Here is a 20,400-nt window from a genome sequence, read left to right as displayed (position 1 = left end):
GCCCTGCATCAATTTATTGACGCCGGAGAATCATTCAGTTCGTGACCCTCGGGTCGGTTGGGCGATAGGCTGCCCTTGCTTTATAGTTGCGAGCACCCCGGTCGCCCCGCCGCCAGCATCCGCCGACATTTATCAAGGCTCGGCACCAATGCCCGGCCGCTGCGGTCGAACCCTGCACATGCACTGACTGAAAAAGGACCCTGCCATGCTGGACTGGAAAAACCGTACAGGCGGCACCGAGCCGCGCGAGGAGCGCAAGGCCGGCCGCGTCACCGCGAGCGGCAGTTACTTGCGCGGCCTGCTCAGCCGCTCGCTGGGCGCGGTGATCGGCCTGTACCTGGTGGTGACCATCGCCCTCGGCTGGTACTGGAGCGAAGAGCCGGCCCTGTTCCCGGTGCAACAGAACGCCCAGGCCGCCGCCGAGCGCAACGGCCAGCAGATGGTGGTCGGCTACACCACCATCGAAACCCTCAAGACCGTCGCCGGCACGCTGCTCAACAAGCCGGGCGGCTACATCTCCAACGACCGCTTCCCGCCGGGCCTGTGGATGGACAACATGCCGAGCTGGGAGTACGGCGTGCTGGTCCAGGTCCGCGACCTGTCCCGCGCCCTGCGCAAGGACTTCGCCCGTTCCCAGTCGCAGTCCACCGAAGACGCCGATCTGGCCAAGGCCGAGCCGCGCTTCAACTTCGACAACAAGAGCTGGATCCTGCCGTCGAGCGAGTCCGAGTTCGAGGAAGGCATCAAGTCCCTCAGCCGCTACCAGGCGCGCCTGGCCTCGGGTGATTCCGGCGCCATCTTCTATACCCGTGCAGACAACCTGAACAACTGGCTGGGTGACGTCGCCACCCGCCTGGGTTCGCTGTCCCAGCGTCTGTCGGCCAGCGTCGGCCGGGTCAAGCTGAACAGCACCCTGAAGACCGAGACCGTGGTCCCGGGCCAGGCACCGCAGGTTGACGAGGAACTGGTGGAAACCCCGTGGATGCAGATCGACAACGTCTTCTATGAAGCCCGTGGCCAGGCCTGGGCCCTGTCGCACCTGCTGCGCGCCATCGAGGTCGACTTCGCCGATGTGCTGGCGAAGAAGAACGCCACGGTCAGCGTGCGCCAGATCATCCGTGAGCTGGAAGCCTCTCAGGAGCCGCTGTGGAGTCCGATGGTACTGAACGGCAGTGGCTTCGGCATGTGGGCCAACCATTCGCTGGTCATGGCCAACTACATCTCCCGCGCCAACGCTGCGGTCATCGACCTGCGCCAGTTGCTGTCGCAAGGCTGATGAGCATCAGCGAAGCGGAGGCGGCGCACCGGGCCGCCTCGGACCGTGAGCAGGTCGCCTGGGTCGACGAAGACGACAACCTGCTCGGCGCGCTGCCTCGCGCCGAGCTGCGTGAGCGCGGCCTGATCGGGCGCTGCACCTTCATCCTGCTGTTCAACGGCGCCGGCCAGTTGTGCGTCCACAAGCGCACCCAGAGCAAGGCGCTGTACCCGGGCTACTGGGATGTGGCTGCCGGCGGCATGGTCGCGGCGGGCGAAGCATATGCCGCGTCGGCGGCGCGGGAACTGGAAGAAGAGTTGGGCGTGGGCGGTGTCGAGCTGCGCGCCCACGACCGCTTCTTCTTCGACCTGCCCGGCAACCGCCTCTGGTGCGCGGTGTTCTCGGCGGTCTGGGACGGGCCTCTGCGCCTGCAGCCCGAAGAGGTCAGCGAGGCGCGTTTCGTCAACCCGGAAGTGGTCTGGGAAGAGTCGCAGACACTGCCGTATTGCCCCGACTCCCTGGCGGCACTTTCCCGGGCATTTGGCCGTCAAGCCTGATGTCGCAAAATTGCCCGAAATGGCGCAGTTCTGTACTTAGCAAGCGAGACATTTGCCGTTACACTGCGCGGCCTTTTCACCCTGCCGCGTAGCCAATCGCGGCAGGTGCGCTGCCCCTGCCAGAGTGGGGCTTCGCGGTCGTCGTCCCGCCCGGGTCCACGACCAGTTTTTTGTCCTCAAACCCGAGGATCAAAAGTGGCCAAGAAAGCCTCGTCATTTTCCGCCCTTGGCGGCCTGGTGTTCTCCACCGATGCAGGACGGCATTGTCCGGACTGCAGCCAACCCATCGATGCCTGCACCTGCAAGCAGACGCTCATCCCGGAAGGGGATGGCATCGCTCGTGTCCGTCGCGAAAGCAAAGGTCGCGGCGGCAAGACGGTGACCACCATCACGGGCGTACCCTTGCCTCTGGAGCAGCTCAAGGACCTCGCCAGCACGCTGAAACGGCGTTGTGGCACCGGTGGCGCGTTGAAAGACGGCGTCATCGAGATCCAGGGCGACCATGTCGAGCTGCTGCTCGGCGAACTGGTCAAACAGGGCTTCAAAGCGAAGAAATCCGGCGGCTGATCGCCTGCTTGCGCACCGTTCGTCCGGCGCCTGTACAGGCCGGGTGAGGGGTGGCAGCACCCGGGGCTTTTCGCCCAGCGTCTAAACTCGTTGCCTTGTGAAGGGTCCAAGCCCGAACAGGGGAAATCGTCATTTTCATTTTCTACACTGCGCCCTCCCGCATGGCCGGTGTTATCTGACTTTCTTTATAGGGGACTTCGATGTCCGTACGACGCACACGCAAAGACGATGGCAGCCAATGGACCGTGGCCGACAGCCGCAGTGTTTATGGGATTCGCCATTGGGGCGCGGGCTATTTCGCGATCAATGAAGCCGGGCGTGTCGAAGTGCGCCCGAACGGCCCGGGCAGCGCGCCGATCGATCTGTACGAGCAAGTCGACGAACTGCGCAAGAGCGGCCTGTCGCTGCCGCTGCTGGTGCGCTTTCCCGACATCCTGCAAGACCGCGTGCGCCAGCTGACAGGCGCCTTCGATGCCAACATCGCGCGCCTGGAATACCAGAGCCAGTACACCGCCCTGTACCCGATCAAGGTCAACCAGCAGGAAGCGGTGGTGGAAAACATCATCGCCACGCAGAACGTCTCCATCGGCCTCGAAGCCGGCTCCAAGCCTGAGCTGCTGGCGGTGCTGGCGCTGGCGCCGAAGGGCGGCACCATCGTCTGCAACGGCTACAAGGACCGCGAGTTCATCCGCCTGGCGCTGATGGGCCAGAAGCTCGGCCACAACGTGTTCATCGTCATCGAGAAAGAGTCGGAAGTGGCCCTGGTGATCGAAGAGGCGGCCGAGCTCAAGGTCAAGCCGCAGGTCGGCCTGCGCGTGCGCCTGTCCTCGCTGGCGTCGAGCAAGTGGGCGGACACCGGTGGCGAGAAGTCCAAGTTCGGCCTGTCGGCGGCGCAGCTGATTTCCGTGGTCCAGCGTTTCCGTGACGCCGGTTTGGACCAGGGCATCCGTCTGCTGCACTTCCACATGGGCTCGCAGATCGCCAACCTGGCCGACTACCAGCACGGCTTCAAGGAAGCCATCCGTTATTACGGCGAGCTGCGTGCGCTGGGCCTGCCGGTGGACCACATCGACGTCGGTGGCGGCCTGGGCGTCGACTACGACGGTACCCACTCGCGCAATGCCAGCTCGATCAACTACGACATGGACGATTACGCCGGTGTCGTGGTCGGCATGCTCAAGGAATTCTGCGACGCCCAAGGCCTGCCGCATCCGCATATCTTCTCGGAAAGCGGCCGCTCGCTGACTGCGCACCACGCGGTGCTGGTGGTCCAGGTGACCGACGTCGAGAAGCACAACGACGACGTGCCGACCATCGAGAACAAGGAAGCCCTGCCGGAAACCGTGCAATGGCTGGCCGACCTGCTCGGTCCGACCGACCTGGAGATGGTCACCGAGACCTACTGGCGCGCCACCCACTACATGGGCGACGTGGCTGCGCAATACGCTGACGGCAAGATCACCCTGGCCGAGAAGGCGCTGGCCGAACAGTGCTACTTCGCCGTGTGCCGTCGCCTGCACAACTCGCTGAAGGCGCGCCAGCGCTCGCACCGCCAGGTGCTCGACGAGCTCAACGACAAGCTGGCCGACAAGTACATCTGCAACTTCTCGGTGTTCCAGAGCCTGCCGGACACCTGGGCCATCGGCCAGGTGCTGCCGATCATCCCGCTGCATCGCCTCGACGAAGAACCGCTGCGTCGTGCCGTGCTGCAGGACCTGACCTGCGACTCCGACGGCAAGATCAACCAGTACGTCGACGAGCAGAGCATCGAGACCAGCATGCCGGTGCATGCGGTGAAGGAAGGCGAGGATTATCTGCTGGGCGTGTTCCTGGTCGGTGCGTACCAGGAGATCCTCGGTGACATGCACAACCTGTTCGGCGACACCGACTCGGTGAACATCTACCAGAACCCGAACGGCAGCGTGTACCACGCCGGCATCGAGACCCACGACACCATCGAGGACATGCTGCGCTACGTGCACCTGTCGCCGGAGGAGTTGATGACTCACTACCGCGACAAGGTGGCGAGTGCGCGGATCAGCGATCGTGAGCGGACGCAGTTCCTCGATGCGTTGCGCCTTGGTTTGACGCGCTCTTCGTACCTGTCGTCGTAAGACGCTGTAAATGGAAACGGCCCGCTTTGCGGGCCGTTTTCGTTTGGGCGGAGCCTGTCTTGAGCACTGCTGCGCTCTCCAGATCGAGCGCAGCTCCCACAGGGTTCGCGGCGAGCCTGGGTCTTGTGACTGGCGGAGATCCTTGTGGGAGCGGGCGTTGCCCGCGATTGCGGCCGCCCGGTTACTTCAGCGTGCCTGCCCGGCGCATCTCGGCCGCAGCCAGCAATGAACCCACCACTGCCTGGGCAATCTCCAGCGACTGCTGCGTCGCCCACATCAGGTCGCCGTGTTTGCGATCGTCCAGATCGCACAACTGCAGGTTGGTCTCGATCGCCGACTTCAAGGCGGAGGCCACATGCATCAAGGCGTCATCCACGGCGATGCCGGCACGCACGGCGAACAGTGGTGCATGGCTGCGATGGGTGGTGGCGAAGTGGGTATGGGTGGTGGTGAGGGGGGGCGGGGACGATTTTCTTCATTGGCGTAATCCTATGAGTCAATGGATTACCACCAGCCTGCTGTCAAACAGAAGGGTGGCAACTGTACGTGGGTTGACAGACCGAGTCATAGGCACCCCGGCGCGCACGAAGACGCCCCACGCACAGCTGCCATAGCAGCCGGCGCCTATGAAACGGCCTGTCAAAGCCGGTCGTCAAAGTGCAACGACCGACGCAGACTAGGCAGCATTTCCATAGCGCGCAACGGCTGGAACGGCCGGAAAGTATGCTTGGGAATTTGCCTACAAAAAAGCCGGAAATGCATGAAGCTCATTTCGCAAATGCAACAGCTTATGAGCCCCTGGGGATCGACAACGCCTGACAGGAAACCGTATGAGGGCTACCAGGTGCCTGCCTTGATCGATGCATCGTTCTTGAGATCGAGCGCCGCCCGCGCGGCGCATCGCGGGCAACGCCCGCTCCCACATTTGTTGCAACGTGCCATGGCCTGTTGGATTCGAGTTGCCCGCCTTTGTCTTTTCGACGATGCATCACGGGGAGGCTTTTGGGTTCGACTCGATACCGAGTCGAACAAACAAGGCGGTCAACTGCAGTCTCATGTCAGGCGTTCAGAGTTGTGTAGATATCCATGCCTGATCTGAAAACACAGTCAATGCTTTCAAGGCTGATGCCCAAACCACCCACCCTGCCGCTGCAACCGCCACCCCATCACCCCCAGCGTCACCCCGCGCAACGCCATGAACAACAGGAACGCCGTCCATAACCCATGGTTGCCCATATCCCGGGCCAGCCAGGCGAAGGGCAGGGCGATCAGTACGCTGAGCAGCATGCCGTCGCGCATTTCCCGCGCTCGGGTAGCGCCGATGAACAGGCCGTCGAGCAGGTAGCTCCACACCGCGATCAGCGGCAGCGCCGCCAGGTACGGCAGGTACTCGAAGGCGGTTTCGCGCACGCTGGCGATATCGGTCTGCATCTGGATGAACAGGTGCCCGCCCAGCAGGAACAGCCCCGCAAAGCCCAGGCTGGCGATCAGCGACCATCCTCCGGCCACCACAAGCGAGCGCCGCAACGCAGGTCGGTCCCCCGCACCAATCGCATGTCCGCACAGCGCTTCCACGGCGTGGGCCAGGCCATCCAGGGCATAGGCGGTCACCAGCAGACCATTGAGCAGCAGGGCATTGGCCGCCACCGTGGCCTCGCCCATCCGCGCGCCCTGTACGGTGATCAGGAAGAACACCCCTTGCAAGGCCAGGCTGCGGATGAAGATGTCGCGGTTGACCCCGAGCATTGGCCGCCAGCTCTGCCAGCGTGCCAGAAGCGACCAGATCACCCGGCCGGGATAGGCGCGCAGCGACGGGCGGGTCAAGGCCAGGCCGAGCAGGGCGGCGACCCATTCGGCGATCACCGAGCCCCGCGCCGCGCCGACCACGCCCCACTCCAGGCCCAGCACGAACCATAGGTTGAGGACGATGTTCAGCAGGTTGGTGGTGAGCAGGATCACCAGCGGCGCCCGGGCGTTCTGCGTGCCGAGGAACCAGCCGACCAGGGCGTAGGTGGCCAGTGCCGCCGGCAATCCGAACAGGCGGGTGGTGAAGAAGTCGTGGGTGCCCTGTTCCAGTGCTGCGCCGGGCTGGATCAGGTTCAGCGCCAGATGGCTGAAGGGGATCGCCAGCAGGCCGACGAGCAGGGCGAACAGCAGGGCGAGGATCAGGCCCTGAAGCAGCACCTGGCGCAGCCCGTTGCCATCGGCGCGGCCGGCGGCCTGGGCAGCGAAGCCGGTGGAGCCCATGCGCAGGAAACCCAGCACGCCGACCAGCAGTGTGTAGAAGCTTGCACCCACCGCTACCGAGCCGAGCTGGTGGGCATGGGGCAGGTGACCGACCACCGTGCTGTCCACCAGGGCCACCAGAGGCACCGAGATATTGGACAGGATCATCGGTGCGGCCAGGGCCCATACCTTGTGATGGGTGGGGCGGTCGCGCCAGTCGGTGAGGAGTGAGGGCATGCTGGGGTCCCACATGACGTAAACCGCTCATTCTACCCGCACTACGGCACTTTGCCGGGTGAACCCTGTCTCACCTCGGCACCGCTTCCCGGTGAAACCGCGGACGTTGATATATAGTTTCCCGTCTGCCCCTGCTGCCGAAAGAGTTCCCTCCCCATGCTGAACAAAGGATTGTGGCTGGCCTGCGCCCTGGCGCTGCTCAGTGCGTGTGATTCGTCCTCCGTCGACAAACCCGCCCCTGCGGAAAAAGCCGCGGCCACCGCGCCCGCTGCCTCCAGGCCCGTGGTCGACGAAGCCACCCTGGCCCAGCGCTACGCCGGCCGTGAGCTGAACGTGGTGGACGTCTCGGAAGTCCAGGTCGACGGCGCCAGCGCCCTGTCGGTGACTTTCTCCGCACCGCTGCAGGCCGACCAGCGCTTCGCCGAGCGCCTGCACCTGGTCGATACCACCAAGGGCAAGGTGGACGGCGCCTGGGAACTCTCCGATAACCGCATGGAACTGCGCCTGCGTCATCTCGAGCCCAAGCGCAAGCTGGTCCTGACCATCGACGCCGGCCTGCGCAGCGTCAACGGCAATCAGTTGGCCAACGAGTACGTCAGCCGCCTGGAAACCCGCGACATGGAGCCGAGCATCGGCTTCGCCAGCCGCGGCTCGCTGCTGCCGACCCGTCTCGCCGAGGGCCTGCCGGTAATCGCACTGAACGTGGCCAAGGTCAACGTGGAGTTCTTCCGCATCAAGCCCGAGTCGCTGCCCACCTTCCTCGGCGCCTGGGGTCGCAACAGTTCCCTGCAGAGCTATGAAGCCCGCGACCTGCTGCCCATGGCCGATCTGGTCTACGCCGGTCGCTTCGACCTCAACCCCGCGGCCAACACCCGCGAAACCCTGCTCCTGCCCATGGCCGGGATCAAGCCGCTGCAAGAGGCGGGCGTCTACCTGGCGGTGATGCGCGAGGCGGGCACCTACAACTATTCGCAGCCGGCGACCCTGTTCACCCTCAGCGACATCGGCCTTTCGGTGCACCGCTACAGCAATCGCCTGGACGTGTTCACCCAGGCGCTGGAAGGCGGCAAGGCGCTGGGCGATATCGAACTGGACCTGCTCGACGGCGACGGCAAGGTCCTCGCCCAGGGCAAGACCGATGGCGGCGGCCACGCGCAACTGCCGCTGCCACCGAAAGCCGATGTGCTGCTGGCGCGCCAAGGGCCGAACACCACGATGCTGCGCCTGAACAGCGCGGCCCTCGACCTCTCCGAATTCACCGTCACCGGCCCCCAGGCCAATCCGCTGCAGTTCTTCGTCTTCGGCCCGCGTGATCTCTATCGCCCGGGTGAAACCGTACTGCTCAATGGCCTGCTGCGCGACCAGGACGGCAAGCCGGTGAACAGCCAGCCGATCAACGTCGAGGTGCGCCGGCCGGATGAACAGGTCAGCCGCAAGTTTGTCTGGGAGGCGGACGCCAACGGCTTCTATCAATACCAGCTGCAACTGGCTGGCGAGGCACCCACCGGCCGCTGGCAGTTGCTCTTCGACCTCGGCGGCGGCAAGCGCCAGGTCCACGAATTCCTCGTCGAGGACTTCCTTCCCGAGCGCCTGGCCCTGGAACTCAAGGGCAGCGACACCCCGCTGAGCCCGGATGAAACCGCGGAAATCAGCGTCAACGGTCGCTACCTCTACGGCGCCCCGGCAGCGGGCAACCGCCTCAGCGGCCAGGTCTACGTGCGTCCGCTGCGCGAAGCGGTGCCGGCACTGCCCGGCTACCAGTTCGGCTCGGTTACCGAAGGCGATCTGAGCCACGATATGGACCTGGAAGAATCGGTCCTTGACGCCAACGGCGAAGCCACCCTCAGCATCGCCAGCGAATGGGCCGAGGCCCGCTCGCCGCTGCAACTCACCGTGCAGGCCAGCTTGCAGGAATCCGGCGGCCGCCCGATCACCCGGCGCCTGGAACAGCCGATCTGGCCGGCGGACCACCTGCCGGGCCTGCGCGGCCTGTTCGATGGCGAGGAAACCGACGGCGATGCGCCGGTGGAAGTCGAGCTGCTGATGGCCGACCGCGACGGCAACAAGCTGGCCGCCGACAACCTGCGTGTGCGTCTGGTCCGCGAGCGTCGCGACTACTACTGGAACTACTCGCAGAGCGACGGCTGGAGCTACAACTTCAACGAAAAGATGCTCACCGAGAGCGAGCAGACCGTCAGCGTTCCGGCGGGCAGCACCACCAGGCTGAGCTTCCCGGTGGAGTGGGGTCCGTACCGCGTCGAAGTGGAAGACCCGGACACCGGCATCACCAGCAGCCTGCGCTTCTGGGCCGGCTACCGTGCCCAGGACAACGCCGACGGCGGCGCCGTGCGCCCGGATCAGGTGCGCCTGGCCCTGGACAAGCCGGCCTACAACGATGGCGATACCGCCAAGGTCACCGTCACCCCGCCGGCTGCCGGCAAGGGCTACCTGATGGTGGAAGGCGGCGACGGCCCGCTGTGGTGGCAGGAAATCGACGTGCCCGCCGAGGGCAAGGCCTTCGACGTCAAGCTCGACCCGAAATGGGCGCGGCATGACCTGTACATCAGTGCCCTGGTGATCCGTCCGGGCGAGCGCAAGGCCAATGTCACGCCGAAACGCGCCGTGGGCGTGCTGCACCTGCCGCTGGACCGCGCCCAGCGCAAGCTGGCGGTGACCCTCGAAGCGCCGGAGAAGATGCGTCCGAAACACCCGCTGACGGTGAATATCCAGGCGCGCAACGCCGACGGCAGCGTGCCGAAACAGGCGCAGGTGCTGCTGGCCGCGGTGGACGTGGGCATCCTCAATATCACCAGCTACGTCACCCCCGACCCGTTCACCGGCATGTTCGGCCGCAAGGCCTATGGTGCCGACCAGCTGGATATCTACGGACAACTGATCGAAGCCGGGCAGGGCCGCCTGGCCAGCCTGGCCTTTGGTGGTGACGCCGGCATGGCCAAGGGCGGCAAGCGTCCGGACACCAGCGTGACCATCGTCGCCCTGCAGAGCGCGCCGGTGACCCTGGATGCCGAGGGCAAGGGCCAGGCCACGGTGGACATCCCCGACTTCAACGGCGAGCTGCGCCTGATGGCCCAGGCCTGGAGCGAGGATCGCTTTGGTGTCGCCGAAGGCAAGACCGTGGTCGCCGCGCCGCTGATCGCCGAACTTTCGGCCCCGCGTTTCCTCGCCGGCGGCGACCGTACCAGCCTGGCGCTGGACCTTTCCAACCTGTCCGGGCAGGAGCAGACCCTCGCCGTGGCTGTGGCCACCGAGGGCCAACTGGACCTGCAGGGCTCGTCCCATCAGTCGCTGAAACTCAAGCAGGGCCAGCGCGTCACCCTCAAGATCCCGGTGCAGGCCACCGGCGGCTACGGCCAGGGCAAGGTCACGGTGCGGGTCGATGGCCTGGTGCTGCCGGGCGAGACTGATACCGGCTTCTCCCGTGAATGGACCCTGGGCGTGCGTCCGGCCTATCCGGCGCAGCTCAAGCACTACCGCGTGGCCTTGAGTGGCGAGCCCTGGACCTTGCCGGAACAGGACCTGGCGACCTTCGAGCCGCAGGGCCTGGAAGGCACCCTGGTGCTGTCGAGCCGGCCGCCGCTGAACCTGGCCGAGCAGATCCGTGCGCTTAAGGCCTATCCGTATGGCTGCCTGGAGCAGACCACCAGCGGCCTGTACCCGTCGCTCTACGCCGACGCCGCGACCCTCAAGCGCCTCGGCATCACCGGCGAGCCGGCTGCCGATCGCCAGCGCAAGATCGAGATGGGCATCGAGCACCTGCTTGGCATGCAGCGCTACAACGGCAGCTTCGGCCTGTGGAGCAGCGACGGCGAGGAGGAGTACTGGCTGACCGCCTATGTCACCGACTTCCTCCTGCGTGCCCGCGACCAGGGCTTTGCGGTACCGGCCGAGGCGCTGAAGAAGGCCAGCGAGCGCCTGCTGCGCTACGTGCAGGAACGCAACCTGATCGAGGTGAACTACAGCGAGAACGCCGAGCACAGCCGCTTCGCCGTGCAGGCCTACGCCGCGCTGGTGTTGTCGCGCAGCCAGCAGGCGCCACTCGGTGCCCTGCGCAGTCTGTTCGAACGCCGTGCCGACGCCCGTTCCGGCCTGCCACTGGTGCAACTGGCGATCGCCCTCGACGCCATGGGCGACAAGCCGAAGGCCGAGCAGGCCCTGCAGGCCGGCCTGGCGATCACCCGCGACAACAAATGGATGGCCGACTACGGCAGCCCCCTGCGTGACCAGGCGCTGATCCTGGCCTTGCTCGACGAGTACAAGCTGGCCAGCAAGGCGGTACCGGATCGCCTGTTCAAGCTCTCCGACGAACTGGCGGCCAAGCCGTGGCTGTCGACCCAGGAGCGCAACGCGCTGTTCCTCGCTGGTCGTGGCCTGATGCAGCAGCCGGAAGGCGACTGGGCTGCGCAGCTGGACAGCGCCGGGATCACCCGCGAGCTGAGTCAGGCGCAATCCGGGCTGCATCTGGAGGGGCCGTTGCTGGCCTCGCCGCTGAGCGTGCGCAACGAAGGCGACAAGACCCTGTACCAGCGCCTGACCCTGTCCGGCTATCCGCGCCAGGCGCCGCCGGCCAGTGGCAACAACATGAGCATCCGTCGCGAGTACCTGGGCATGAATGGCCAGGCGCTGGACCTGAAATCGCTGGAAAGTGGAGACCTGGTGCTGGTGCATCTGGCGATCCAGGCCAAGTCGCGGGTACCGGATGCGCTGGTGGTGGATTTGCTGCCGGCGGGCCTGGAGCTGGAAAACCAGAACCTCGCCCAGAGCGCCGCCAGCCTGGAGAACGCCAGCAGCGCGGTGAAGCAGTGGCGCGAGGCGATGGAGAACGCCAACGTGGTGCATCAGGAATATCGTGATGACCGCTATGTGGCGGCGTTGAACCTGGATGGCTACGGCACCACCCACCTGCTGTACCTGGCGCGGGCGGTGACCCCGGGCAGCTACCGGATTCCGCCGCCGCAGGTGGAGTCGATGTACCGGCCGGAATGGCAGGCTGTGGGTGACACCGCTGGAGAGATGGTCATCAAGGGCCGGTAGGGGCGACATCGTCCCCTATGGGAGCGGTTTCACCCGCGATTACGGTAGTGAATCCACCATCGCTATCGCGGGTGAACCCGCTCCCACAAGGTCCCCGCCAGCCTCTGGTCAGTGCACCACCCAACTCAACACCCACAACCCCAGCAGTGCCCAGATGATCCCTGCAATCACCGAAGCCCGCATGAACGCCCGCACCGCCGAGTACAGCAGCAACAGGCCGATGAGCAGGATCAGGATGCTGACGATCGACGTATCCATCCCCAGCGTCCTGGCCAGCCCGTCGATGAAATTCCCGCCGGCATTGGCCAGCAGGGCGAACAGCCCGCTGAGGGCATCCACCACGAACTTTATCGCCGCGCCCAGCGCCTGCCCCAGCCACTCGAAAAAACCTTCTACCCGCATGGTCGTGTCCTGATGATCGTTACTGCACTTTGGCCATCATTGGGCCGCTTCGGTTCCCGTCCATGTTCAGCGTAGCCCTGCCGCGCGGACGCCGGGCCCGCCTGGTGACGATCACTGCACTGGCTGCGCTCGGCGTGATCGCCTTGCTGTGGCTGGCCGACCGCCTTTGGCCGCTACCCATGCCCACCGACGACCTGGCCCGGGTGGTCCTCGCCGAGGACGGCACGCCGCTGTGGCGCTTCGCCGATGCCGACGGCGTATGGCGCTACCCGGTGTCGGTGGACGAGGTCTCGCCGCTGTACCTGCAAGCCCTGCTGACCTACGAGGACCGTTGGTTCTACAGCCATCCCGGGGTCAACCCGCTGGCACTCGGCCGCGCAGCCTGGCAAAACCTCAGTGGCGGTCGCGTGCTGTCCGGTGGCAGTACCCTGTCGATGCAGGTGGCGCGCCTGCTCGATCCGCATTCGCGGACCCTGCCCGGCAAGCTGCGGCAGTTGTGGCGCACCCTGCAACTGGAATGGCACCTGTCCAAGCGCGAGATCCTCGAGATCTACCTTAACCGCGCGCCTTTCGGCGGCACCCTGCAAGGCGTGGCGGCGGCGAGCTGGGCCTACCTCGGCAAGCCGCCGACGCAACTGACCCCCGCCGAAGCGGCGTTGCTCGCGGTATTGCCACAGGCCCCCAGCCGGCTGCGCCCGGACCGCCATCCACAACGTGCCACCGCCGCCCGCGACAAGGTCCTGCAGCGCCTCGGCGAGTACGCGGTGTGGTCCGAACAGCAGGTTCGCGAAGCCATGGAGGAACCGTTGCTCCTGGCCCCGCGCCAGGAACCGGCGCTGGCGCCGCTGCTGGCCCGGCGCCTGAACCGTGCCGACAGCCCGCCGCTGATCCGCACCACCGTCGACGCCGCCCTGCAACGCCGCCTCGAAGACCTGCTGACCGGCTGGCGCGCGCGCCTGCCCGAACGTACCTCGGCGGCGATCCTGGTGGTGGAGTCGCAGAGCATGGCGGTACGCGCCTACCTCGGCTCGGTGGACCTCAACGATGAGCGCCGCTTCGGCCATGTCGACATGATCAGTGCCCTGCGTTCGCCAGGCTCGACCCTCAAGCCGTTCCTCTACGGTATGGCCATGGACGATGGCCTGATCCACTCCGAATCGTTGCTGCAGGACGTACCGCGGCGTTATGGCGACTACCGTCCCGGCAACTTCTCCATGGGCTTCAGCGGCCCGGTGGCGGCCAGCTCGGCATTGTCGCTGTCGCTCAACCTGCCGGCGGTACAACTGCTGGAAGCCTACGGGCCGAAGCGCTTCGCTGCGCAGTTGCGCGCTGGCGGCATACCGGTGAGTCTGCCGGCACTTGCCGAGCCAAACCTGTCGCTGATCCTCGGCGGCGGTGGCAGTCGCCTGGAAGACCTGGTCAGCGGCTACAGCGCCTTCGCCCGCGACGGCATGAGCGCCCACCTGCGCCTGCAACCGGACGCACCGCTGCTGGAGCGGCGCATGCTGTCGCCCGGTGCGGCCTGGATCATCCGCCGTATCCTCAGCGGGCAGGCCCGCCCGGATCGCGATCCCCATGCCGAACTGGTGCAGCGCCCGCAACTGGCCTGGAAGACCGGCACCAGCTATGGCTTCCGTGATGCCTGGTCGATCGGTGTCGGGCCGCGCTACCTGATCGGCGTGTGGATCGGTCGCCCCGACGGCACGCCGGTGCCGGGGCAGTTCGGCCTGGCCTCGGCGGCGCCGCTGATGCTGCAGGTCCACGATGTGCTGAGCAATCGCGACAGCCAGCGCGGGATCAGCACGCCGGTACCGCCGGTGCCGGCCAGCGTTGGCGTCGCGGCGATCTGTTGGCCGTTGGGCCAGCCGCTGGCGCGCAACGATCCCAACTGCCGGCGCCAACGCTTCGCCTGGACCCTGGAAGGCACCACGCCACCGACCCTGCTGGCGCAGGATCAGCCTTTGGGCGTCGGTTTGCTGGAGCGGGCCTGGGTCAATGAGCAAGGGCTGCGGGTCGATGCCGCGTGCCCTGGCGCCCGGGCGCGGGACATCGCCCTGTGGCCAGCACCGCTGGAGCCCTGGCTGCCACGGGCCGAGCGGCGTGATGCGCGCTTGCCGGCGCCGGCTGCGGACTGTCCGCCGCAGGTCCCGGCCACCGCGCCGCCGTTGTCCATCGTCGGGGTGCGCGAGGGTGATCAACTGCGCCGCCCGGCCACCAGCCGCGATGTGCTGCAACTGGACGTCTCGGCGCTGGGTGGCGGTGGGCAGCGCTGGTGGTTCCTCAACGGTGCGCCGCTGGGCGAGACCAGCGGCCAGGAGGCGCTAAAGGCGCGCTTCGACGCGGCCGGCCGCTACGAGTTGAGCGTGCTTGACGCCAGCGGGCAGACCGCGCGGATCACCTTCCAGGTCAGCGACTGAGATCAGAAGCGGCGGATCATCCACACGCCGGCGAGGATCAGCAGAAGGCCGGCGATCTTGCCCAGGGTCGCCGGGGCTTCCTTGAAGCCGGCCCAGCCGAAGTGATCGAGGGTCATGGCCATCGCCAGTTGCCCGGCGAGCACCAGCGCCATGAACAGCATCGCGCCGATCCGCGGCCCGGCGAAGGCGGCGACGGTGATGAAAAAGGCACCCAGCAAGCCACCACTCCAGTGCCACCAGGTCAGGCCCTTGAGCGCGGTCAGGCCAGGCATTTCCCGCTGGCTCAGGACCAGCGCCAACAACGCGACGGTGCCTACGGCAAAGGAAATCAGCGCGGCAGCCAGCACGCTGGATACCTGCTTGGCCAACTGGCCATTGATACCGGCCTGCAAGGGCAGGAACGCACCAGCGATGAAGGGCAGGCAGAGCAGCCACCAGGCGGGGGAGGTCATAGGTTTCTCCTGGAAAAAGGGCGCGGAGTATACGGCGGGTTGGCGTCAGATACCCGTCAAATGGTTATAGCGCGAAAGTCGAAGTGCCATTACCAGCGCCGTATCACTCCTACAACTCGTTGAATAAGCGCGACTTTTTTTGCCATCACCAACGTATAGATCGGGTTAATACCAATCTCAGAATTGTTACACCGCCCACGCCGGACTGAGATAGCTGCACCGAGGTGGAGGATTCACCACGAAGCCTCCGCATCCATAAAAGCAGCGGCAGCGAAAGCAATGGAGTCGCCATGAAAACTCAAGCGTGGATCAAAGCAAGTACGGCACTGGCACTGGTTCTGGCTGTATCCCTTTCGGCGGGATGCAGCAGCGGCGGTGGCGGTCATCACAGTTCGGTGGATGGTTCGTCCCAGACCGATGGCGGTACTGGCGGCGGTACTGATGGCGGTACGGGCGGAGGCACCGGCGGTACCGATGGCGGAACAGGTGGTACTGGCGGAGGCACCGGCGGCACTGATGGCGGAACAGGTGGCACTGGCGGAGGCACCGGCGGCACCGATGGCGGAACAGGTGGCACTGGCGGAGGCACTGGCGGCACCGGTGGCGGAACAGGCGGTACTGGCGGCGGCACCGGCGGTACTGGTGGCGGAACAGGTGGCACTGGCGGCGGTACCGGCGGTACCGGTGGCGGAACGGGTGGTACCGGCGGAGGTACTGGCGGCACTGGCGGCGGCAACGCCGGTGGCACCACCACGCCGTTGGTGGTCGCACAGGTCGTCGATCAGTTGGGTACCGGTGTTTCCGGGCTGGGTACGGGGGTCAGCAGTCTGGGTACCGTGGTCAATTCGATCCCGGTCATCGGGGCTACCAACGCCGGCGGTCTGGTGAACTCTGCAGGTCAGGCCGTGACCAACGTTGGTACTGGCTTGAGTGACGGTCTTGGCGAACTGGGTACCGGTGGCAATGCAATCGGTATCACGTTGTCCGGGGTCGGCAAGGGTGTCGCTTCGCTGGGCACTGGCGTCCAGGCCGTTGCCGGCAGCCAGGCCATCGAGCAGATCCCTGTGGTCGGTGGTGTGGTCGGCCAGGTTGGCCAGGCGGTCACCATGATCGGCAATACCCTGAGTACCCAAAGCACGACCGGTGCCCTTGGCAATGTCGGTCAGCAACTGAGCAACGCGGTCGTTCCGGTGGTCTCGCTGGTGGAAAACACTACCAACAACCTCGGTAGCAAGACCGGTCTGGGGGCACCGCTCGATTCGGCCGTACAGAATGTGGGCGGGGTGCTGACCAAGGTCGGCAGTACCGTCACCAGTGCGGGTAATGGCAATCCTCTGACCAACGCAGTGGGCGGTCTGGTCAGCAATATCGGCGGCGGCACCAGCACCGCAGGCGGCTTGCTGGGCAACGGGACTGCCGGTGGCTCCACGGGACTGCTGGAAACCGTCGGTGGCGTGGTTGCCGGCGTGGGTAGCGGACTTGATGCCGGTAGCAACAATGGCGTGGTCAGCGCCGCAGGCAGCAGCACCAACGGCCTGGGCAACACCGTGGCATCACTCGGTACCGTACTGGGCGGCAATGGCGTCGCCAGCAGCGGTGCGGCGGCACCGGCGGCAGCGCTGGCTGGCAACGTCAGCGCAGCGGTTACCCCAGTGGTGAATGGCGTTGCCAGCGTGACCCAGCAAGTGGGTGCGACGACGGGCCTGGGCGCTCCGGTGAGCGGTCTGCTCAACCAGGTCGGCGGCGCGGTCAGCGGATTGGGTGGCCAGCTGGGTAGTGCCACGAACAATCCGGTGGCCGGTCAACTGGGCGCGACTGTCAGCTCGGTTGGCGCAACCGTGGCCCAGGCGGGTGGCCTGGTCAATGGTCAAGCCGGTGGCAGTGTCGGGGCGGGCCTTGGCGGTGTGGTCAACACCGTGACGGGTGCCCTGGGTGGCGCGACTGGCGGAGCCAGCGGTGTCGGTGGTGCGGTAGGCGGCGTGGTCAACACCGTGACGGGCGCCTTGGGCGGCGCGACCGGTGGTGTCGGTGGTGTCGGTGGTGTCGGTGGCGCGGTGGGTGGTGTGGTCAACACTGTGACCGGCGCTCTTGGTACCGTCAGTGTCGGCGCTGGTGCCGGGGCCAGTACTGGCAGCGCCAACGCCGGGGCCGGGGCGGGTGCCAATGCGGGAGTGGGTGGCCTGCTCAACGGTGTCGGTGGCCTGCTGGGCACCAAGAAGTAAAAAGCCAACAGGGTTGTTAGACGATTTTACGGGCAACACCTACGCTTGAGTCTGACGAGGGAACCACCTTGGTTCCCTCGTACTTTTCAGGACATGGAGTGCCCTATGCGATCGATGGCAATCGCGCTAGTGAGTCTTTCCTGGGTCAGTGCGCTATCCGCCGAGCCACTCCCAAGTTATCTGAACAGCAACGAAACCGAACGCAACCTCCCGGCGCCGAACCTTCCGACCGACGCTTTCCGGCCCGTGACGCCGAAGCTGCAAGTGCCGGTGCCCGCCGCAACCCAGCAGGAACAACTGACGATGAGCACCCGGGTGCTGATCCGCAAGGTCCGCATCGAGGGTGGCAGCATCTATCCGCTGAGCGAGTTACGGGAAAACTACCAGGGACTGATCGATCGGGAAGTGACTCTTGGCGACCTGATCGAAGCGACGCGACAGGTCACCCAGCGCTACCAGCAGGATGGCTACCTGTTGTCCTACGCGTTCATGCCTGTGCAGGATTTCGCCAACGGCCTGCTGCGGGTGGTGCTGGTCGAGGGGTATATCCGCGACTATGAACTGCAGGGCGATATCGGCCGCGTCTCAGGCTACCTGGACAAGCTGGTGGCCAAGCTCAAGGCCGAGCGTCCCCTGACCCGCAAGACGTTCGAGCGCTACACCTCGCTGATGAGCAGGGTTCCGGGCATTACCCTGCAGGCTCAGGTACCGCCGCCAGGCACCACCGACGGTGCGAGCAAAATGGTGGTGCAGGCATCGCGCAAGCCGTTCACCACCTCCATGAACCTCACCGATGGCAGCCGCGACCAGATCCAGGCGCTGTTCGGCGCCAACAGCAACGCGCAGACCGCCTGGGCCGAGCAGCTCAGCGTCAGCGCACTGTTTCCCCCCGGGGATGACAAGGAACACTATTTCCGCGTCGACTACTCGCAGAACCTCGACACAGAGGGCACCCAGCTGTTGCTGTCGGCCTCCCGCTATCGCAGCGACCCAAGCGCCGTGGTGCGCCTGGAAAACAACGTCGACCTCAAGCAGCATCGTGAGAATGATCGCTACTCCATTGGCCTGAGCTATCCATTGATCGCGTCGCCCAACGAATGGTTGAGCCTTGCCGCACGTTTCTATGCGGTCGATGACACCACGGATTACCGGGTGATCGGGTTCCCCCTGAAGGTCAGCACCAGTACCGATATCCGCGCTCTCGCGTTCGAGGGCGACTGGCGCAAGGCGACCGACACCCGCTTGCGCATCGTCAGCGCCGGTGTATATCAGGGCATGGACCATTTCGGTGCCAACACCAACGCTGGCTACGACCTCGATTTCTTCCGCTTGCGCCTGTCCGGCTTGCAGAGCGACCGTTTCTTCGAGAACTGGCAAGGCGTGGTCTCCGCCGCGCTGTACTGGACCGACGACAGCCTGCCCGACAGTGAGCGTGCGGTGTTCGGCGGGCAGAACTTCGGGCGTGGCTACCCGGTGGATCAGGCGTCGGGTGACAAGGGCTGGGGTGCGGCCTATGAGGTCAACTACAGCTTCAAGCGCGATGGCGACTGGGTGAAGCTGCTGCAGCCCTATGTGGTGCTGGATGCGGCGCGGACCTGGTTCAATGAGCTGACGATCCAGGACTCGAAGATGTCTTCGGCGGCGCTGGGTCTGCGCTTCGGTGACGCGCACTATTACAACATCTCCCTGGAGGTGGCCAAGCCGATGTCTGACATCGCGCTGGACAGCTTCAACCGGCGGCCTCGGTTTACCGTGAGTTTCAGCTATCAGCTGTGATATCGCCGGATATTGACCTGAACCTTGTGGGAGCGAGCAAGCTCGCTCCCACAAGGTTCGCGTTATGTTGGTTTTACGTCGGCTGATTTTGTTCTTCAGCGCGCCGCTTGCCTGCCGTGGGAGGCCTCCAGCGGAAACAGATTACCGAGGGTTTCCAGCAGGCGGATGTGGTAGATGGGCTTGCGGAACAGGTCCAGCACTTCCAGGCGTAACAACTGGCTGACCGCTTCGAGGTCGGCATGCCCGGTGGTGACGATCACCGGCAGGTGCTGGCGCGCGGTATGTTCGCGCAGACGTTTGATCAGGGAGATACCGGATTCTTCCGGCATGTTCAGGTCGGTAATGACCAGGGCGATATCCGGATGGCGGGTCAGCTGCTGAAGGGCGATTTTCACCGACGTCGCCGTGTGGCAACGAAAGCCTTCACCTTCCAGCAGTTCAGCCAGTTCCAGCAACGCTTCCTCTTCATCATCCACCAGCAGCAACTGTTGACGTGGGTGGGAAGCTGGCATGGGGTATTCCTTTGACGCGGTGGCTTTGATCTCATGACGCGAGGCCCGTGTGGGCCTCGCTAATGGTTCATCAGTTGCTGCCAGTGCCGCTACCCGTGCCACTACCCGTGCCGGTACCGGTGGTCATCGCACTTTGGACGGTGGTGAAGATGTTTTTCACGCCGGTGGAGATCGGCGTCACGAAAGCCACCAGCGCAACGGCCACCATGGCCGCGACCAGTGCGTATTCAATACCTGACGCGCCGTCCGTGCGCTTGCAGAATTTCCGGATGGAAGAAATCACTTTGGTAAAGGACATGGTCTTGCTCCTTGCGCAGAACGCGGTCTAGCGAGGGCCTTTTGATTCCCCTTCGCCATCAGAGCATCGTCAAGAGTTAACCCCTCATCAAATGTAAGAAAGCATTAACCCGAAAGTGTTAATCCCCCATCGCGAGCGGTAAATCCTTGTTTTGAAACTGTGACGGCCGTCACGCGGAAATTTTCACCAACGGGTAATGGCGTTTTGTCCTAGCTGGACTACCGTCAAATAGCGAAATAGTTACTTCCAAGTGTGTATTTGTGGGCCTGTTAGCAAGACGTCAACGGGCTGCGACGATGAAGGCAAGGAGGGG

At 65.1% G+C, this 20,400-nt stretch carries 15 protein-coding genes; 9 read left to right on the top strand and 6 right to left on the bottom strand.

Annotated elements, in window-relative coordinates; genetic code table 11:
• The first annotated feature begins 205 nt into the window (after positions 1-205).
• The 4 genes from AC5QPF_RS28670 (at position 206) to speA (ending at position 4,493) form a co-directional block, all read left to right on the top strand.
• Positions 206-1,276 carry a DUF2333 family protein gene (locus tag AC5QPF_RS28670; RefSeq protein WP_494960969.1) on the top strand — a complete coding sequence of 357 codons (1,071 nt, stop codon included), beginning with the start codon at positions 206-208 and terminating at the stop codon, positions 1,274-1,276.
• Positions 1,276-1,812, top strand: coding sequence for an NUDIX domain-containing protein (locus tag AC5QPF_RS28665; protein ID WP_494960968.1), 537 nt, complete (start codon positions 1,276-1,278; stop codon positions 1,810-1,812). Before AC5QPF_RS28670 ends, AC5QPF_RS28665 begins: the two co-directional genes overlap by 1 nt.
• A gap of 195 nt (positions 1,813-2,007) precedes the next feature.
• Entirely contained in the window at positions 2,008-2,379 is a 372-nt protein-coding gene (locus AC5QPF_RS28660; protein WP_494960967.1) for a translation initiation factor Sui1, read from the top strand.
• Positions 2,380-2,579: 200 nt separating this feature from the next.
• Positions 2,580-4,493 carry an arginine decarboxylase gene (speA, locus tag AC5QPF_RS28655; RefSeq protein ID WP_494960966.1) on the top strand — a complete coding sequence of 638 codons (1,914 nt, stop codon included), beginning with the start codon at positions 2,580-2,582 and terminating at the stop codon, positions 4,491-4,493.
• A gap of 181 nt (positions 4,494-4,674) precedes the next feature.
• Here the strand turns inward: speA and AC5QPF_RS28650 are convergent, their stop codons facing one another.
• Positions 4,675-4,887, bottom strand: coding sequence for a hypothetical protein (locus tag AC5QPF_RS28650; protein ID WP_494960965.1), 213 nt, complete (start codon positions 4,885-4,887; stop codon positions 4,675-4,677).
• 722 nt (positions 4,888-5,609) lie between these two features.
• Positions 5,610-6,956: an MATE family efflux transporter gene (locus tag AC5QPF_RS28645; RefSeq protein ID WP_494960964.1), complete on the bottom strand. Its 1,347-nt coding sequence runs from the start codon at positions 6,954-6,956 to the stop codon at positions 5,610-5,612.
• Positions 6,957-7,112: 156 nt separating this feature from the next.
• Between AC5QPF_RS28645 and AC5QPF_RS28640 the strand changes: the two genes are divergently transcribed.
• Positions 7,113-12,008, top strand: coding sequence for an alpha-2-macroglobulin family protein (locus AC5QPF_RS28640; RefSeq protein WP_494960963.1), 4,896 nt, complete (start codon positions 7,113-7,115; stop codon positions 12,006-12,008).
• Positions 12,009-12,116: 108 nt separating this feature from the next.
• Here the strand turns inward: AC5QPF_RS28640 and AC5QPF_RS28635 are convergent, their stop codons facing one another.
• Positions 12,117-12,410 (bottom strand): hypothetical protein, encoded by a 294-nt coding sequence (locus AC5QPF_RS28635; RefSeq protein WP_494960962.1) that lies wholly within the window; start codon positions 12,408-12,410, stop codon positions 12,117-12,119.
• A 62-nt stretch (positions 12,411-12,472) separates the two neighbouring features.
• Here AC5QPF_RS28635 and pbpC point away from each other — a divergent pair, with 62 nt between their 5' ends.
• Entirely contained in the window at positions 12,473-14,827 is a 2,355-nt protein-coding gene (gene pbpC / locus AC5QPF_RS28630; protein WP_494960961.1) for a peptidoglycan glycosyltransferase PbpC, read from the top strand.
• Between the two features lie 2 nt (positions 14,828-14,829).
• Here the strand turns inward: pbpC and AC5QPF_RS28625 are convergent, their stop codons facing one another.
• Positions 14,830-15,279: a DMT family transporter gene (locus AC5QPF_RS28625; protein ID WP_494960960.1), complete on the bottom strand. Its 450-nt coding sequence runs from the start codon at positions 15,277-15,279 to the stop codon at positions 14,830-14,832.
• 399 nt (positions 15,280-15,678) lie between these two features.
• On the opposite strand from AC5QPF_RS28625, the gene AC5QPF_RS28620 reads away from it, so the two are divergent.
• From AC5QPF_RS28620 to AC5QPF_RS28610, 3 genes are all read left to right on the top strand, one after another.
• Entirely contained in the window at positions 15,679-16,167 is a 489-nt protein-coding gene (locus tag AC5QPF_RS28620; RefSeq protein ID WP_494960959.1) for a hypothetical protein, read from the top strand.
• Complete coding sequence (locus AC5QPF_RS28615) at positions 16,116-17,501, top strand: collagen-like triple helix repeat-containing protein (protein ID WP_494960958.1); 1,386 nt, start codon at positions 16,116-16,118, stop codon at positions 17,499-17,501. The genes AC5QPF_RS28620 and AC5QPF_RS28615 overlap by 52 nt, the downstream gene beginning before the upstream one ends.
• Positions 17,502-17,606: 105 nt before the next feature.
• Positions 17,607-19,277 carry a POTRA domain-containing protein gene (locus tag AC5QPF_RS28610; protein WP_494960957.1) on the top strand — a complete coding sequence of 557 codons (1,671 nt, stop codon included), beginning with the start codon at positions 17,607-17,609 and terminating at the stop codon, positions 19,275-19,277.
• A gap of 95 nt (positions 19,278-19,372) precedes the next feature.
• Here the strand turns inward: AC5QPF_RS28610 and AC5QPF_RS28605 are convergent, their stop codons facing one another.
• Positions 19,373-19,789 carry a response regulator gene (locus AC5QPF_RS28605; protein ID WP_494960956.1) on the bottom strand — a complete coding sequence of 139 codons (417 nt, stop codon included), beginning with the start codon at positions 19,787-19,789 and terminating at the stop codon, positions 19,373-19,375.
• A gap of 70 nt (positions 19,790-19,859) precedes the next feature.
• The gene (locus tag AC5QPF_RS28600; protein WP_494960955.1) at positions 19,860-20,087 is read right to left on the bottom strand and encodes a Flp family type IVb pilin; all 228 of its coding nucleotides are present in this window, start codon (positions 20,085-20,087) and stop codon (positions 19,860-19,862) included.
• Positions 20,088-20,400: the final 313 nt, after the last annotated feature.

It is taken from the genome of Pseudomonas sp. Con_6, from assembly GCF_059379395.1.
This window is presented reverse-complemented; position numbering and strand designations above follow the sequence as displayed.